We start from the raw sequence: 16183 nt of genomic DNA on the forward strand, positions 1-16183 counted from the left end.
AATAATGGCGATGATTACGGCTTAGTGCGATTTTTTTAAGTTGTTGTTTTTTATGTTTATAAAAGATTTGTGTGAGTTCAATACTGTTTCTTAAAAAATCTTCCCAATTTGTGGATTTTTTATTGACTCCGTAAAATACATCTAAGGATTGGCTTAATTTTCGGCACCCGTCAGATTCGACGAATTAAGTTAGCACGATTTTTAATCAGATCAACTAGTTTGTTTGTAGTTTGTTAAAACTTAATGACATAAGAAGGATATTTTTAATGAAAAAAGTCGCAGTGTTACTGAGTGGATGCGGTGTTTTCGATGGAACAGAGATCCATGAATCGGTTTTAACGCTTTTATGCTTATCCAAAGGGGGGGCTCACTACCAATGTTTTGCACCTGATATCAAACAGATGCATGTGGTAGATCATTTCACTGGCGAGGTAGATGCTGCTGCAAGTCGTAACGTGCTGGTGGAGTCGGCACGTATCGCCCGTGGCGAAGTCAAAGCGACCACAGAATTAGATATCGCCGAATTTGATGCCTTGATCATTCCCGGTGGCTTTGGTGCGGCGAAAAATCTGTGTAACTTTGCGACGAATGGCAGTGAGTGTGAAGTGGAACCGCTGGTGACTGATTTTATCAATGAGTTCATTCTGGCGAAAAAGCCCGTTGGTTTTATCTGTATTGCTCCTATGATGATCCCGCGTTTATATCCCCACGGTGTAAAAGGCACTATCGGTAATGATAGCGATACTGTTGCAGCGTTTAATTTGATGGGCGGTGAGCATCAAGTTGCGACAGTACATGAGATAGTCGTGGATGAAGCGAATCGCATTGTCAGCACACCCGCTTATATGTTGGCTGGTAATATTGCTGAAGCGCATTCAGGCATCGAGAAGCTAGTCGTTAAGCTACTAGAAATGACTGATCAGAGTTAGTTTGAGCGGTTTGTAGAGGAGTGAAGCGAGTCATTGAACCAAGATAAATTTCAGGATTTATCTTGGTTCACAATATTAGATTGAGTTATTAGATTGAGCTCGAGGATTTGCGACTATCAAATAAACCTTGGGCTAAACCTATGAGTAAGCCGCCAATGTGGGCACCATTAGCAACCGAAACCCCTAGAATATCTGTGAATCCCAATGCCAACCATATCATCATAAAGCCCATATATGATGGTGGGAAATCTATTCCAGCTGCGGGTTTACGTATACCCATGATCCAAGTGTAACCCACCACTGCATACACAACGCCGGACAGCCCGCCAAAGTTAGGTCCACCGACATAATATTGGATAACGTTTGGCAGAGTTCCTGCGACAAACAGCAAAATGAGCAATGGTGCAGTACCTATACGGGTTTCGATTTTACCGCCTAAATACCACCACCAGAGCAAATTAAAGATGACGTGCATGGCTGAAAAATGCAGCAGGCTCGGTGTAAAAACACGCCAGAACTGGCTGAACTCTGAATGAGGTACTGCCCCAAAATAGGACAGTGCTTCGTAGGTTTGGTTGGCGAATCCTAAGTTCATCGCCGCAAAAATGAGTACGCAAACCGCAAATACGATCAGCGTGACTGGGCCTGCGCCGGTAATAAATTGGGTGAACAACTGCAGCGAAGGGGCACCATAATCGAGTTTGGTTTGGGTATCGCCGTGTTCCCATGAGGCTTGCAGATATTTATTGTCGTAAGGGTGAGCAATAAAGTGGGCAAACTCTTTGCGTGCTTGCTCCACATTTTTGTCATGGATAACCAGAATGGCAACACCCTGAACCAGCGGCTCAATTTGGCAGTCAATGTCTTCCCCTTTGAGGTAATCGACAAATGCCTGCGCGGCTCTGCTGTTGGGGAGTCTGCCAATTTCTATCATGCATTCGCCTCATGCCAGGCGCTATAGCCGCCGTCTAGGCTGTAAACGTCATCAAAACCTTGTTCGCATAAATATTGCGCCGCATTTTGGCTGCTCATGCCGTGGTAACAAACCACCACGAGTGGGCTATCCATATCGGCTTGGCTAATAAATTGCGCTAGGTTTTCGTTATTCAGGTTAGTTGCACCTGCAATATGGCCGTTGGTGAAGCTATTGCCATCGCGGATATCGACGATTTGCACTGGCTGTGCTTCGGTCATTTGCAGCAATTGATTAACGCTTAAGTGTTTAAAGGAAGACATAATAAAACCTGACAAAGCTAAGAGATGGAAATCAAGATGGGATAAGTGTGCAACAAGGGGCTGCGAGTGTACAGCCCCTATCTAGGTAATGCTCTGCAGGATTAATCCCAGCTGAGGATCACTTTACCCGATTGGCCCGAGCCCATAGCGTCGAAACCTTGTTGGAAATCATCAATCTTGAAGTGGTGAGTGATGATAGGTGAAATATCTAAGCCTGATTGGATAAGACTGGCCATCTTGTACCAAGTTTCGAACATTTCACGGCCGTAGATGCCTTTAATGACCAAACCTTTGAAGATCACTTTGCTCCAGTCGATGGCCATTTCACCACTTGGAATACCGAGCATAGCGACTTTGCCGCCGTGGTTCATGGTATCTAACATGGCGTGGAAGGCTGAGGGTACGCCAGACATTTCTAATCCAACGTCGAAACCTTCGGTCATGCCCAGTTCTTTCATCACGTCTTTTAGGTTTTCTTTTGACACGTTCACAGCGCGCGTGGCGCCCATTTTACGGGCCAGCTCTAAGCGGTATTCGTTGACGTCGGTGATCACCACATGGCGAGCACCTACGTGACGACATACTGCAGCCGCCATGATGCCGATGGGACCTGCGCCGGTGATCAACACGTCTTCACCGACTAAATCGAAGGATAATGCTGTGTGCACAGCGTTACCAAACGGGTCAAAGATTGAGGCTAAATCATCGCTGATATCATCAGGGATTTTAAAGGCGTTAAAGGCGGGGATAACTAAGTATTCCGCAAATGAACCTTCACGATTGACACCCACGCCAGAGGTGTTACGGCATAAATGGGTACGGCCTGCGCGGCAGTTACGGCAGTGGCCACAGGTAATATGACCTTCGCCAGACACTCGGTCTCCAATCTTAAAACCACGAACTTCTTGGCCTATATCAACCACTTCGCCGACATATTCATGACCAACAACCATAGGGACTGGAATGGTTTTTTGTGACCATTCGTCCCAGTTGTAGATGTGCATGTCGGTGCCACAAATCGCCGTTTTTTTAATTTTGATCAGCAGATCGTTGTGGCCCATCACTGGCTTAGGCGCATCGACTAACCAAATACCTTTTTCGGCTTTTAACTTGCTTAGTGCTTTCATTGTCTTAAGTCCTAAATAATGCCCATTTCTTTGGCAATACGAGTAAAGGCGGTGATCGCTTTGTCGAGTTGCTCACGGGTATGTGCCGCTGACATTTGCGTACGGATACGGGCTTGTCCCTTAGGAACTACTGGGAACGAGAAGCCAATAACATAAATATGTTCTGCTAATAAGCGGTTAGCAAAGTCGCCCGCCAGTTTCGCATCACCAATCATCACAGGGATAATCGCGTGGTCGGCGCCGCCCAAAGTAAAGCCTGCTGCTGACATTTGCTCACGGAAATAACGGCTGTTTTCCCATACGGCTTCGCGCAGGGCTTGGCCTGATTTGAGCATTTCTAACACATGGATAGACGCAGTCACGATTGACGGCGCTAATGAGTTAGAGAACAGGTAAGGACGTGAACGCTGGCGTAACCAGTCGATGACTTCTTTTTTACCCGAAGTGAAACCACCCGATGCGCCGCCTAGCGCTTTGCCTAAGGTGCCTGTGATGATGTCGACTCTGTCCATCACATTGCAATATTCGTGGGTGCCACGGCCGTTTGCGCCAATAAAGCCTACCGCGTGAGAGTCATCGACCATCACCAGTGCGCCGTATTTATCGGCTAAATCACATACGCCTTGCAGGTTAGCAATCACGCCGTCCATCGAGAATACGCCGTCGGTGGCGATCAAGATGTTACGTGCGCCAGCTTCTTTCGCGGCGATCAGCTGAGTTTCTAAATCGGCCATGTCGTTGTTGGCATAACGGAAACGCTTCGCTTTACATAAACGTACACCGTCGATGATAGAAGCATGGTTGAGCGCATCGGAGATGATGGCGTCTTCTGCATCTAACAAGGTTTCAAACAGACCAGCGTTTGCATCGAAACAAGAAGAGTACAGAATCGTATCTTCCATGCCGAGGAATTCGCTCAGGCTAGCTTCTAGCTTTTTATGTATGTCTTGGGTACCGCAAATAAAACGTACTGATGCCATACCAAAGCCGTGGCTGTCTAAACCCTGTTGGGCGGCTTTGATTAGCTCGGGGTGATTCGCTAGGCCTAGGTAATTATTCGCGCAAAAGTTAACAACTTCTTGGTGATTAACTTGAATGGCAGTCTGTTGTGGTGAGGCAATAACACGCTCGCTTTTATATAAGCCTTCGGCTTTGATGTCTGCAAGCTGTTGATTAATCTGTGCGTAGAATGAGGTAGAGGCCACCTGATATCTCCTTAGTTAACTTTATTCTGATTTTGGGAGTGGCGGCATTCTAACTCTAAACCTAATCGGCCTACAGCCTTTTTTTCATGCAGGTTCGCAAGATAAACTAGTTTAGGGCTAAAGTGGTTTTTACATTATAAAAACTAATGTGCAACATAAGTTTGCCACTGTTTGACTGAGTATTCTTTTAAGCGTTGTAGAGCGAAAACGGGTTCGCACTCAGTACTATAATTGCTTTGAGTTTAGTTCCGAATGCGAGTTCCCAACATAGGTGTTTGGGATGACGTTATAGAGATTCTTGACTCGCTAGCGCGTGGTAATGTTGCTCTAGGCGAGTAAAAGTCGCAACGGAAGTCGGGGTTGCATAGGCTTTGAAAATCATCAGCACCCTTAAAACGCCTTCATAAAGTGTCGCTTTAGTAATGGTGGACGTGCTGGATTGCGTGAGTTGATAACCAATCCAAAAGCTGACGATCATCTTAATGGTATCCGCCAGTGGCGTGATTTTGTCAGCATCGACACACAGAAATCCATCTTGTGTGAGTTTATGCAGCACATGGCTTGAACGCGTTAAGACTTGCTGCTGTGCGTGCAAATAGCGTTTTTTTAGTTCTTCATCGCGGGCGAGAATATCCGCAAGATTGGCGTACATAAAACGGAATTGCCACAAGGTATAGAACATAGCATCGAAGTAGCCGATTAACAGTTCTACATCCACTTGCTTATCTTCATAGGGTTGGAAACCCGATTCGAGATGATTCTCATATAGACTGAAAATACAGCGGATAATGTCTTCTTTATTGCGAAAATGGTAATAAAGATTCCCGGGACTCATATTTAAGTGAGCGGCAATGTGATTGGTGGTGATGTTTCTTTCGCCATGCTCGTTGAACAGTTCAAGACTGGCATAGATTATTTTGTCGCGGGTTTTCATAAGTTATCCAAATTGCTAGTGAACGCCACATCATAGATAGAGTTAACCAACGACCGCCATACTGCTGGTAAATTATCCCTAATTTGGTGCATATGCTAACATTGCCGCTATTCATCAGGCAAAACTCATAAGCACGTTTTTAATGAATCGTTTTCTCTATTCCACGATCTTATATTTATTATCCCCTTTGCTAATCGTCTATTTAGCATTTCGTGCTATTAAAAGCCCTGATTACCGCGGTCGTTGGGGGGAACGTTTTGGATTAACCCGACTTAAATCGACGGATGTACTGGTCCATTCTGTGTCTATGGGCGAAACGCTCGCGGCAATCCCATTGATCCGTTTGATTATGCAATCACACCCTGAGTTAAGCATTACGGTTACCACAACCAGCCCAACAGGGTCTGCAGAAGTGCGTAAAGCCTTTGGTGACTCAGTGCAGCATTGTTATTTGCCCTTTGACTTACCTTGGTGTGTGAGGCGTTTCTTGCGCCAAGTCTCGCCTAAGTGGTGTGTGATTATGGAAACTGAGCTGTGGCCTAACTTAGTTGCTGTTGCTGCCAAACGCGGTGTGCGCTTGATGTTAGCGAATGCCCGCCTGTCGGCCAAGTCGGCGGCGCAATATGCTAAGCGCCCTAAACTCAGTCGACCTATGTTGCAACGACTCGATGTTATTGCGGTGCAGACTCAAGTAGAAGCGCAGCGTTTTATCGAGTTAGGTGTATCGCCGGACAGAGTGACAGTATGCGGTAGCTTGAAGTTTGATCTCAGTATTACGCCTGAGCGTTTAGCCAATGCCAAGCTGTTGCGTCAGACTTGGGGGCGTAAAACCTCGCCGATTTGGGTCGCAGGCAGTGTGCATCCTGGAGAATTTGACGCCATGCTTACAGCCCATAGGCAATTATTGGCTCAGTGGCCCGATGCCTTGTTGATTATTGCACCGCGTCATCCTGAGCAATTTTCTGCTGTTGCTGAGTTTGTTGCCAGCCAAGGTTTTGAATCTGTTCGCCGCAGCGGTAATTTTCCCGTGACGGCTACGACACAAGTGCTGGTAGGCGATACCATGGGTGAACTTCTGACCTTTTATGGCGCCGCGGATCAAGCTTTTGTCGGTGGCACGCTGATCAATAATGGTGGCCATAATCCCTTGGAGCCTGTTGCTATGGGCGTGCCTGTTATGGTGGGGCCGAACCATTGGGACTTTGCCCAGATTACGCAGATGTTGGCGGATGCTGGTGGGTTAAGGGTTGTCGCTTCGGCGGATGAACTTGCCGCTAACTTGATTGAGTATTTTGCTAAACCTGAGTTACGCCTGCAGGCGGTGAACGCGGGATTGGCTGTGGTTGAGGCTAATCGTGGTGCCTTACAACGGCAATTTCTTCTCGCGAAATCTTTAATAACCTATTAATTCAAAAAGATAGTTTTTTTAGTGGTTCAGGCGCTTTGCATCGCCGCTTGATAGCCCTGCATCAGTGATGACCAGTTATCAGCGGTGAAGGCAAGGTTTGGTAGCTTGCCTTGTTCTTTATTGAAGGAACGTAACAGTCTGTCTAGATTCGATTGCTGCCATTGCGGGCTAGGTGTTTTTAACTCGCCGCGGTCGAAATCGATAAGATAAAACCGCTCTGGCGTTAAGGGTTCTGTTTGCGCGGGCTGGAACAGAATATTCTTGGCATTGAGATCGGCGTGGTACACACCACGCTGGTGGAAATGGGCGATGCAAGCCCCTAATGCTTGCCATTGCTCAGTGCTCATGACCCCTTTGCCGAGTTTAGCGACTAAATCTTCGGCGCCTTCGACCCGTTCGATAATAATATCGGCGCGGTAAAATAATCCATCGCGCACTATGTTGGCGGCAATCGGTTTAGGTACAGCAAAATCTTCGCGATACAAAACGTCTAATAAGCGTAACTCACCCATGGCGCGGGTATTTTCGAGGCCAGTATAAACGTAAGCATCTTTGCTGAATTTTTCCATTAAGCCGCCACGCCAATAATGACGCAATACCCAATGACTATGCTCAAATGCCACAAACCAAGTGGTGTAGCGGCCTTTGGATGAACCGACGACAGCATTTTTAGCCCGCCAAAAATCCACCGAGAACCACGCGGGATCGATATCTGTTGGCGTATCTTGGCAAACTGCCATGTGACCTTGGGCGGTTTTTATGAGCTGTATCTGAGCATTCATCGGAGATTTGTTGACTTAAGCGTGGCACCTAGGGCCATTCTACATTAAGATCCTTAGCTTGCGCCAAATAACCTTAAGAGCTTTTAGCTTCAATCCCAATGAGTTTAAATCCCAATACCATGAATTCTCTTTGTTTGCTTCGCTTATCCGCTATCGGTGACGTCTGTCATGCCGTGGCAATGGTGCAGGCGATTCAGCGGCAATACTCCGAACTCAAAATCACATGGGTGATCGGTAAACTCGAATATCAATTGTTGAAACATTTACCCGGCATTGAGTTTGTTATTTTCGATAAATCTCAAGGATGGCGCAGCTATTTTAATTTGCGTAAGGCCTTAAAAGGCCGACGTTTTGACGTGCTGCTGCATATGCAGGTTGCGCTACGTGCTACCTTGGCTTCATTAGCTATTTCGGCAAAGGTGCGCATAGGTTTTGATCGTGCCCGCGCTAAAGAAGGTCAGTGGCTAGTGACAAATCACAGGGTGGAGCCCTTGGCCAAGCCCCATGTGCTCGAAGGATTTATGGGATTCGCTAAGGCGATTGGCGTTAACGATCTCACTCCTCAATGGCATATTCCTGTGCCAATTGCGGATACTGAATTTGCCCAGACGCAGATTAAAGACAATGAAAAAGTCTTTATCATTTGCGCTGCAGCCAGTAAGGCAGAACGTAACTGGTTACCAGAGCGTTATGCCGCCGTTGCGAGCCATGCGATTGCGAAAGGATTTAGAGTCATGCTTTGCGGTGGCCCAACTCAACTTGAGAAGGATTTAGCAGAGCAAATTTTGCAGGCATGTCCCTCTAAAATCGATAATTTAGTGGGCAAAACCAGTCTGACTCAATTATTGGCCCTGCTAAAACGCGCAAGCTTAGTGTTAGCACCAGATACTGGCCCTGCGCATATGGCGGTTACCCAAGATACCCCAGTCATTGGTTTATATGCCCATTCCAATCCTGGGCGCACAGGTCCTTACCTATCGCAACAATATGTGGTGAGTGCCTATGATGAGGCCATGAGATCGCAACATAGTGGACAAATTAAGTGGGGAACTCGCGCTAAAGGCGAGCATCTAATGTCATTGATCAGTGTTGAAGCTGTGATTGAGAAGTTTGAGCTGGTGGCGCATGACACTAAAGCTTCAGAATAAATTTATTTGGATTAAAGGTTAATTATGGCTCCTCAAAAAGCCCCTAAGTTCTTGTTTATCCCTGTCTCATCGGCTGAGGGCATAGGTGAGTATATGCGCTCAATGATCATTGCCGATGAGGTGAAGAGAACTTGGCCGAATGCCGAGATTAAGTTTATTTTGAGTCAACAAGCTCCCTATGCGACTCAGTGCCCTTATCCTGCTGAGCTACTCGAAGATACGCCGACTAAACAAGTCAAGGCGGTTAACCAAATCATGTCTGATTTCCTGCCTGATATAGTATTGTTTGACGCATCAGGTCGTAAATCGCAGTTAGTCCATGCCCATAAACTCGGTGCAAAGGTAATCTTTCTCAGTCAGCATAAGCGTAAGCGTAGTCGTGGAATGAAAATTGGCCGCGCTTTAGTGACGGATTGTCATTGGGTCGTGCAACCAGAATTTGTGATTGGCCCTATTAGTTGGTTAGATCGCCTTAAGCTGAAGCTAATTAATAGACCTGAGCCTTTGAATATTGGTCCTGTCTTTACCCAGCCAGATACAATTACCCAATCGGCATTATTAGCGCAATATCAGCTAACGCAAAATGAGTTTGTATTATTCAATGCGGGTTCTGGTGGTCACAGGGTGAATGGTGAACTAGCCGCTGATATTTTTGCTAAGGCTGCCAGTGAAAGTTATAAAGCATCTGGTATTTTAAGTGTCATGGTTTTCGGCCCGAATTTTCCAAATCTTCTGCCTGAGCTTGAGGGGGTAGTTGTTATTCCCCAATTGAATAATCAGCAATTTATTAATATGTTGGCTGCGGCTAAGGTTGCCGTATTGAGCGGTGGAGATACTTTATTACAAGCGATAGCGCTGCACAAACCGACATTAGCGGTTCCTGTATCGAAGGATCAGCCGCCAAGGATTACAGCTTGTGTGGCTCAAGAGTTGGTTTTGAGTTGCGATACAGCATTGGAGCCAATGAAAAATAACCTTGCAAAACTGTTATCTCAAGAACAAATGATGCATCTTTGTACTAAATTGGCACGAAGCAAACATTTGAATGGATTGGATATTGCGATAAAACAACTAAGGCTATGGGTAAAATAGCTGTTAGAAGAGTCACGTTTTAGCTTTTTGCATTTATAGAATTAGGGACGCTCATATTATGGGGTTTGATGGAAAAGTATTGAATTATGATGAGTTTAAAGTAGATCTCGCTAAACTTGATGAGCCGAGAAAACCTGGAATAAGTGCTATTCTGCGAATAAAGAATGGTGCCGAATTTCTGAGATCTAGTATTGAGACCCATATTCCTTACTATGATGAAATTATTGCCTGTTATAATGATTGCACTGATAATACTGCTGAAATATTAAATGATTTGAAAGAAAAATATCCTGAAAAAATAAAAGTTTTTGAATATTTACCTAAAGTTCATCCTATATTCTCAGATGCACATAATAGCTGTACAACCTATGATATTCATAGTTTGGCAAATTTTTACAATTACACCCTTTCAAAAACCAGCTATAATATAGCAACAAAGTTAGATGATGATCATATTGCAATTGACCGAAACTTGGCTTCAGTAATCACAGAAATTAGATATGATATGTTTTTAGGGGTTAAGAAGCTATATACATTCTCAGGTGTTAATTTAGCATTTGATGTGAATAACAAGTTAGGAGTTTATAAAAGAGAACCTCTCGTTGGTACAGGGGATCATATGTACTTCCCTGTTTCTTCTAAAATTTATTTTTCTCAAGAAAAAAATGTTGAAGCATTTAAGTTTTTGGACAGTAAATATGAAAAGAAATATATGGGAGTTATGTATTTTCATCTTAAACATTTAAAAAGTGGTTATGGTTTTTTAAATTTGGAACCCCAGAAGCGTAATGAGATTGTAAAGCAATATGTTTCAAATTCTGATGTTGTTGGCTTCGAAGATTTTATTAGTGAAGATTCTATAAATAATCTATGTAAGTATCATAACTCTATTGAGTATTGGTTGCGAACACAGAAAATTTTCAATGTTATCATTTACGCTTTATTTAAAAGAAATCCACCATTAAGAATTGCGCGCTTAAATCAGCTTTTTCAGGATTTAAATGGTATTGATTTAGATGAATGTGTTACTAAGCGTTTAAATAAATTTTAATTTATGATAGGTCTTGTTATGAGTAATAACACAGTTTCACTGGTTGTAACGAGTTGTAATCGTTTTGACTTACTCGAAAAAACAATTGAAAGCTTTTTAAAATATAATACCTATCCTATATCACAATATATTGTGATAGAAGATAGCCATAATCGCGAAAAACTTGAGAATACTCTGGCAAAGTTCAAGGGAATTGAATTTGTTATGGTTCACAATGAACCGCAGTTAGGGCAAATGAAAAGTATCGATAGAGCCTATTCTTTGGTAACTTCTGACTATATATTTCATTGTGAGGATGATTGGGAGTTCTATCGCGAAGGCTTTATCGAAAAATCGTTCGAGGTTTTACTTTCAGATGACAAAATAGTAACAGTCTGGTTGCGTGAAACTAATGATACTAATGGCCATGCAGTGCTTCCTGAGTTGTACTTTTGTAAAAACGATCCTTCATTGACGTATCGGGTTATGCATCAAAATGATTTGCTTCACGGCGTCTATTGGCATGGCTTTACGTTAAATCCAGGCTTAAGGCGTTTAGCTGATTATCAGTTGATTGCGCCAATTGCACAATATACAAGTGAAGGGGGAGCTGGTAATAAGTATTATGAACTAGGCTTTAAAGCTGCAATTTTTCCCGAGGGATGTGTGAGGCACATAGGTTATCATCGGGGAATTCGTTATAAAGCTGATATAGCTAAATGGCGAAAAGATTTCAATGTTACGTTTAGACGTTTTAAGTCAAAAATATACAAGATATTTAAGAGATAAGATTGTTGATGTAAATTAAATAATGGCATATGTGGAATGGCGTTAGATGTACCTTTACTGAGTGGTTTGATATCATAAACCTCATAATTTTTGTGATAATTTTTTGAGGTTGGAATGAAGATCTTAGTAACGGGTGGTGCAGGGTTTATTGGTTCAGCATTGATCCGGTATATCTTAAGTAACACCGAAGACTCGATCGTGAATCTCGATAAATTGACCTATGCGGGTAACTTAGAATCTCTGGCTGGCGTTGAATCGAATCCAAGCTATCAATTTGAAAAAGTTGATATTTGTGACAGAGCCGAGTTAGACCGTGTATTTTCTGCTCATCAACCTGATGTTGTTATGCATCTTGCTGCTGAAAGTCATGTTGATCGTTCGATCGATGGTCCAGCCGCTTTTATTGAAACCAATATTATAGGCACGTATCAGTTGCTGGAAGCGGCTCGTCATTATTGGCGTGGACTCGATGCTGAGCGACAGTCACAGTTTAGATTTCACCATATTTCAACCGATGAAGTGTACGGTGATCTCCCCAATATGACGGATCTTTTCACTGAAAAAACTTCCTATGCCCCTAGTAGTCCGTATTCTGCCTCTAAGGCCTCCAGTGATCATTTAGTACGTGCTTGGCAACGCACCTATGGCTTGCCTGCTATCGTCACGAATTGCTCGAATAATTATGGACCCTTCCATTTCCCCGAGAAGCTTATTCCCTTGATGATCTTGAATGCTTTGGAAGGTAAGGCTTTACCCGTTTATGGTAATGGCCAACAGATCCGTGACTGGTTATATGTGGAAGATCACGCCCGCGCACTTTATCGAGTTGTGACTCAGGGCGTTATTGGTGAGACTTATAATATCGGTGGGCATAACGAACAGAAAAATATCGATGTTGTAATGACTATTTGTGAGTTATTGGAAGAGTTGGCGCCGACAAAACCTAACGGTGTAAATCGTTATAGTGATCTCATTACCTATGTTGATGATAGGCCTGGGCATGATCTGCGTTATGCTATTGACGCATCTAAGATTGCGGCTGAATTAGGCTGGCATCCTGAAGAGACCTTCCATTCAGGTATTCGTAAAACTGTTGAATGGTATCTCACCAATCAATCTTGGTGCCAACATGTGCTTGATGGCTCATATCAGCGTGAACGTTTAGGCATTTAATCATTTCACTCAATAACTTCAATAAGATCTTAGGTTTTCGGTCATTTTTGTTTTGACTGGGAAACTAGGATCTAAAATCTTAGGATAATCAATGAAAGGTATTATTCTCGCGGGTGGTTCTGGTAGCCGTTTATATCCTATCACTCGAGGTGTCTCCAAACAGCTGTTGCCTGTTTATGATAAGCCAATGATTTATTATCCATTATCGACACTTATGCTGGCAGGAATCCGTGATGTGTTAGTGATCACTACACCGGAAGATAATGCGAGTTTCCAGCGATTATTGGGTGATGGCCGCGACTTTGGCATTCACATTTCCTACGCGATTCAAGCGAGTCCCGATGGATTAGCGCAAGCATTTATTATTGCTGAAGATTTTATTGGTAATGACAGTGTTTGTTTGGTACTCGGCGACAATATCTTTTATGGCCAATCTTTTAGTAAAACCCTCAGACTGGTAGCGAGTCGACCTACTGGAGCGACAGTATTCGGCTATTACGTAAGAGATCCCGAGCGTTTCGGCGTTGTGGAGTTTGACCAAGATTATCGAGCCATCAGTATTGAAGAAAAACCAACTACACCTAAATCAAATTGGGCTGTGACGGGCCTATATTTTTATGATAATTCGGTCATCGATATCGCTAAAAGTATCAAGCCATCAGCCCGTGGTGAGCTTGAAATTACTGAGGTGAATCAAACGTATCTTAATGCTGGCAGTTTAAACGTTGAAATTCTTGGGCGTGGTTTTGCTTGGCTCGATACTGGTACGCATGAAAGTCTACATCAGGCTTCTTCTTTTGTGCAGACAATTGAAAATGTTCAAGGCTTAAAAGTGGCATGCTTAGAAGAAATAGCATGGCGAAATGGCTGGTTAAGCGATGCACAATTGATTGCGCTTGCTCAACCGATGTTAAAGAATGACTATGGCCGCTATTTAGTCTCACTTATTGATAAGCGATAGTCCGATGCTTTTTTATGTAGTTCAATTCATTGTGGGTAAATAAGCTGATGAAGATACTCGTCACCGGTGCAAAGGGACAAGTCGGTAGTCAATTGGTTGAGAAACTGAGCAGCGGCATTAATACCCACGTAGAATTATTAGCAGTGGATCGACACTTGTTGGATATTACCGATGAGTTGGCCGTAAATGCTTGCATTGAACGTTTTCGCCCTGATGTTGTAATCAATGCCGCCGCTTATACTGCGGTGGATAGGGCGGAACAAGATGAACTTAATGCAAAGCGTGTAAATCACTTGGGGCCCCTTTATTTAGCCGTTGCGACCAATAAGATTAAAGCCACTATGATCCACGTTTCTACCGATTATGTGTTTTCTGGTGATGCAAAAATTCCTTATATTGAGTCAGATACAGTCAATCCTCAAAGTGTTTACGGTGAAACCAAGCTGGCGGGTGAACAAGCTGTTATTAATGCAAATCCTCAGCATTTTGTTTTGAGAACCTCATGGGTATTTGGCGAGACTGGGGCTAATTTTGTCAAAACGATGTTGCGGATTGGTCGTGAACGTTCGGATATTCGTGTTGTCTGTGATCAGTTGGGGAGTCCCACTTATGCGGGTGATATTGCCGACACGCTGATCGCTATGGCAAATCGCTCAATGGAGCCTGAATGTCCTTGGGGTATCTATCATTTTAGTGGCTCACCCTATGTTTCTTGGCATGAATTTGCACAGTATATTTTTGACGAGGCCTATGCCCAACGGTGCCTAAATACGCACATTAAGGTTAAGCCTATTACTACATCTGAGTACCCCACTGCCGCTAAAAGACCCTTAAATTCACGGTTGAATTGTACAAAAATTGCTACAAACCTAGGTGTTTATGCGAGTGATTGGCGATTGGCGTTTAAAGACATTAAGGCCTATTTATAGTAGTAAGACCATGAATATTATAGAAACTAACATTGTAGATGTGAAAATTATTGAGCCTCAAGTTTTCGGTGATGAACGAGGCTTTTTTATGGAGACCTGGAACCAGAGAGGTTTCCAACAAAAGGTCGCCGACTGCCTATTTGTGCAGGATAATCATTCGAAGTCTTGTAAAGGGATACTGCGCGGTTTGCACTATCAGACTGAGCAAAACCAAGGCAAACTTGTACGAGTGACCTCGGGTGAAGTCTTCGATGTGGCAGTTGATTTACGTAAAAATTCCCCGACTTTTGGCCACTGGGTTGGCATTTACTTATCAGCAGAGAATAAAAGACAGTTGTGGATTCCTGCAGGCTTTGCCCATGGTTTTTATGTCACGAGTGATGAAGCTGAATTTGTGTATAAATGTACCGATTACTACCATCCAGCCTCTGAACAGAGTATTGCCTGGGATGATCCTGAGTTAGCGATAGCTTGGCCGATAACTGTCCCTCCCATATTGTCTGCTAAAGATAAAATGGGTACGGCATTTGCCGATGCTTTTACATTTTAGTTCGTTGAGGTTTACTGTAAATGTATGATCGTAAACGCCAAGCGATAGTAATTCTTGTTAGTTATTATCCGCATTACAAGGAAAGCGCACTTAAGTACAGTGCCGATATCCTGTCAAAAATTTCCGACGAAGTTAAAATCTGCGTCGTATACAATACGGCTGAGGCGCGTTCGCAACCTACTCAATACGATCACTTGATTGATTTTGAGCTTGAAGGCAGTAATAAAGGTTGGGAATTTTCTGCTTGGGACGAAGGGCTTGCCCATGTTCGACAGCAGATTAATATAGCAGATGATGATGTACTGATTTTTGCTAATGATACTTTTTGCCACCATTGGCCGTTTTCATCACTTAATGTGAATTTTATTAGTCAGGCTATTAATCGCGCGAGTTTTGGCGAGGTAGTGGGCGATATTAAGCATTTTAAACAGACCATTCAGTTAAACCAAGTGACGGGTGATGCGTGGATGGCATCTTATTTGTTGGCAATACATATGAAGGATATCGGGCTATTACTGCCATTCGACAAGATTGGTTGCGATGATGATTTTAAAGCGTCAATTCTAGTTAATCATGGCAAAGTTGAATTTGCCCGTAGCTGTACTGAAATACAAAACCATTTGTCGACATACATGTTTCCGACCAAACAAGGTAAAGGCTGGTATAACGCGAGTTGTCAAAATCCCGAGCTGATAAAGCTTAAGGTGATCGCCATTCTCAATGAGATACTATTGTCTATAACTTGTGTTCAGCGTGGCGGTAAGTTAGTTTCATTTCATCCGCAGAAGTGGATGCGATCCTTAAATCGTTTTCGGCGGAAGAGGATGGCATTTAAGCGTAAATTGAGTTAGCAGCGTGTTTTTGGGTATCTTCTTGGGTGCCTTTAATGA

Annotated in this window: 17 protein-coding genes; 11 read left to right on the forward strand and 6 right to left on the reverse strand. The window is 43.5% G+C overall.

Annotated features, from left to right (window positions below; all coding sequences use genetic code 11):
* Positions 1-266: 266 nt before the first annotated feature.
* A complete protein-coding gene (elbB, locus tag L5M38_RS12100; RefSeq protein WP_263179242.1) occupies positions 267-929 on the forward strand; it encodes an isoprenoid biosynthesis glyoxalase ElbB in 663 nt (220 codons plus the stop codon).
* Between the two features lie 88 nt (positions 930-1017).
* Here elbB and glpG read toward each other — a convergent pair whose 3' ends face one another.
* From glpG to L5M38_RS12125, 5 genes are all read right to left on the reverse strand, one after another.
* Positions 1018-1863 carry a rhomboid family intramembrane serine protease GlpG gene (gene glpG, locus L5M38_RS12105; RefSeq protein WP_263179243.1) on the reverse strand — a complete coding sequence of 282 codons (846 nt, stop codon included), beginning with the start codon at positions 1861-1863 and terminating at the stop codon, positions 1018-1020.
* A complete protein-coding gene (gene glpE / locus L5M38_RS12110; RefSeq protein WP_006084745.1) occupies positions 1860-2165 on the reverse strand; it encodes a thiosulfate sulfurtransferase GlpE in 306 nt (101 codons plus the stop codon). Before glpE ends, glpG begins: the two co-directional genes overlap by 4 nt.
* A gap of 101 nt (positions 2166-2266) precedes the next feature.
* Positions 2267-3292 (reverse strand): L-threonine 3-dehydrogenase, encoded by a 1026-nt coding sequence (tdh, locus tag L5M38_RS12115; protein ID WP_012090660.1) that lies wholly within the window; start codon positions 3290-3292, stop codon positions 2267-2269.
* Positions 3293-3303: 11 nt separating this feature from the next.
* Complete coding sequence (locus L5M38_RS12120) at positions 3304-4497, reverse strand: glycine C-acetyltransferase (protein ID WP_263179244.1); 1194 nt, start codon at positions 4495-4497, stop codon at positions 3304-3306.
* 286 nt (positions 4498-4783) lie between these two features.
* Positions 4784-5431 carry a TetR/AcrR family transcriptional regulator gene (locus L5M38_RS12125; protein ID WP_113940155.1) on the reverse strand — a complete coding sequence of 216 codons (648 nt, stop codon included), beginning with the start codon at positions 5429-5431 and terminating at the stop codon, positions 4784-4786.
* 142 nt (positions 5432-5573) lie between these two features.
* Here L5M38_RS12125 and waaA point away from each other — a divergent pair, with 142 nt between their 5' ends.
* Complete coding sequence (gene waaA / locus L5M38_RS12130) at positions 5574-6839, forward strand: lipid IV(A) 3-deoxy-D-manno-octulosonic acid transferase (RefSeq protein ID WP_263179245.1); 1266 nt, start codon at positions 5574-5576, stop codon at positions 6837-6839.
* A 26-nt stretch (positions 6840-6865) separates the two neighbouring features.
* Here waaA and L5M38_RS12135 read toward each other — a convergent pair whose 3' ends face one another.
* On the reverse strand, positions 6866-7621 hold the full coding sequence (locus L5M38_RS12135; protein WP_263179246.1) for a 3-deoxy-D-manno-octulosonic acid kinase: 756 nt from the start codon (positions 7619-7621) through the stop codon (positions 6866-6868).
* A 98-nt stretch (positions 7622-7719) separates the two neighbouring features.
* Between L5M38_RS12135 and L5M38_RS12140 the strand changes: the two genes are divergently transcribed.
* From L5M38_RS12140 to L5M38_RS12180, 9 genes are all read left to right on the forward strand, one after another.
* Entirely contained in the window at positions 7720-8769 is a 1050-nt protein-coding gene (locus L5M38_RS12140; protein ID WP_263179249.1) for a glycosyltransferase family 9 protein, read from the forward strand.
* A gap of 24 nt (positions 8770-8793) precedes the next feature.
* Positions 8794-9861, forward strand: coding sequence for a hypothetical protein (locus L5M38_RS12145; RefSeq protein ID WP_263179250.1), 1068 nt, complete (start codon positions 8794-8796; stop codon positions 9859-9861).
* 58 nt (positions 9862-9919) lie between these two features.
* On the forward strand, positions 9920-10912 hold the full coding sequence (locus L5M38_RS12150) for a hypothetical protein (RefSeq protein ID WP_263167906.1): 993 nt from the start codon (positions 9920-9922) through the stop codon (positions 10910-10912).
* A gap of 18 nt (positions 10913-10930) precedes the next feature.
* A complete protein-coding gene (locus tag L5M38_RS12155) occupies positions 10931-11680 on the forward strand; it encodes a glycosyltransferase (protein ID WP_263167907.1) in 750 nt (249 codons plus the stop codon).
* Between the two features lie 114 nt (positions 11681-11794).
* Complete coding sequence (rfbB, locus tag L5M38_RS12160) at positions 11795-12853, forward strand: dTDP-glucose 4,6-dehydratase (protein WP_263179251.1); 1059 nt, start codon at positions 11795-11797, stop codon at positions 12851-12853.
* A 91-nt stretch (positions 12854-12944) separates the two neighbouring features.
* Positions 12945-13814, forward strand: coding sequence for a glucose-1-phosphate thymidylyltransferase RfbA (gene rfbA, locus L5M38_RS12165; protein ID WP_263179252.1), 870 nt, complete (start codon positions 12945-12947; stop codon positions 13812-13814).
* Positions 13815-13861: 47 nt separating this feature from the next.
* Entirely contained in the window at positions 13862-14743 is an 882-nt protein-coding gene (gene rfbD, locus L5M38_RS12170) for a dTDP-4-dehydrorhamnose reductase (protein WP_263141296.1), read from the forward strand.
* Between the two features lie 10 nt (positions 14744-14753).
* Entirely contained in the window at positions 14754-15293 is a 540-nt protein-coding gene (gene rfbC, locus L5M38_RS12175; RefSeq protein WP_263141299.1) for a dTDP-4-dehydrorhamnose 3,5-epimerase, read from the forward strand.
* A gap of 20 nt (positions 15294-15313) precedes the next feature.
* A complete protein-coding gene (locus L5M38_RS12180; protein WP_263179253.1) occupies positions 15314-16144 on the forward strand; it encodes a hypothetical protein in 831 nt (276 codons plus the stop codon).
* Positions 16145-16183 lie beyond the last annotated feature (39 nt).

The organism is Shewanella sp. SM101, from assembly GCF_025654465.1.
Classification (GTDB): domain Bacteria; phylum Pseudomonadota; class Gammaproteobacteria; order Enterobacterales; family Shewanellaceae; genus Shewanella; species Shewanella oncorhynchi.

Bases quoted from the DNA above. Each gene is read 5' to 3' on its own strand.
- elbB (WP_263179242.1), top strand. From the start codon at position 267: ATGAAAAAAGTCGCAGTGTTACTGAGTGGATGCGGTGTTTTCGATGGA.
- glpG (WP_263179243.1), bottom strand. From the start codon at position 1,863: ATGATAGAAATTGGCAGACTCCCCAACAGCAGAGCCGCGCAGGCATTT.
- glpE (WP_006084745.1), bottom strand. From the start codon at position 2,165: ATGTCTTCCTTTAAACACTTAAGCGTTAATCAATTGCTGCAAATGACC.
- tdh (WP_012090660.1), bottom strand. From the start codon at position 3,292: ATGAAAGCACTAAGCAAGTTAAAAGCCGAAAAAGGTATTTGGTTAGTC.
- L5M38_RS12125 (WP_113940155.1), bottom strand. From the start codon at position 5,431: ATGAAAACCCGCGACAAAATAATCTATGCCAGTCTTGAACTGTTCAAC.
- waaA (WP_263179245.1), top strand. From the start codon at position 5,574: ATGAATCGTTTTCTCTATTCCACGATCTTATATTTATTATCCCCTTTG.
- L5M38_RS12135 (WP_263179246.1), bottom strand. From the start codon at position 7,621: ATGAATGCTCAGATACAGCTCATAAAAACCGCCCAAGGTCACATGGCA.
- L5M38_RS12140 (WP_263179249.1), top strand. From the start codon at position 7,720: ATGAGTTTAAATCCCAATACCATGAATTCTCTTTGTTTGCTTCGCTTA.
- L5M38_RS12145 (WP_263179250.1), top strand. From the start codon at position 8,794: ATGGCTCCTCAAAAAGCCCCTAAGTTCTTGTTTATCCCTGTCTCATCG.
- L5M38_RS12150 (WP_263167906.1), top strand. From the start codon at position 9,920: ATGGGGTTTGATGGAAAAGTATTGAATTATGATGAGTTTAAAGTAGAT.
- L5M38_RS12155 (WP_263167907.1), top strand. From the start codon at position 10,931: ATGAGTAATAACACAGTTTCACTGGTTGTAACGAGTTGTAATCGTTTT.
- rfbB (WP_263179251.1), top strand. From the start codon at position 11,795: ATGAAGATCTTAGTAACGGGTGGTGCAGGGTTTATTGGTTCAGCATTG.
- rfbA (WP_263179252.1), top strand. From the start codon at position 12,945: ATGAAAGGTATTATTCTCGCGGGTGGTTCTGGTAGCCGTTTATATCCT.
- rfbD (WP_263141296.1), top strand. From the start codon at position 13,862: ATGAAGATACTCGTCACCGGTGCAAAGGGACAAGTCGGTAGTCAATTG.
- rfbC (WP_263141299.1), top strand. From the start codon at position 14,754: ATGAATATTATAGAAACTAACATTGTAGATGTGAAAATTATTGAGCCT.
- L5M38_RS12180 (WP_263179253.1), top strand. From the start codon at position 15,314: ATGTATGATCGTAAACGCCAAGCGATAGTAATTCTTGTTAGTTATTAT.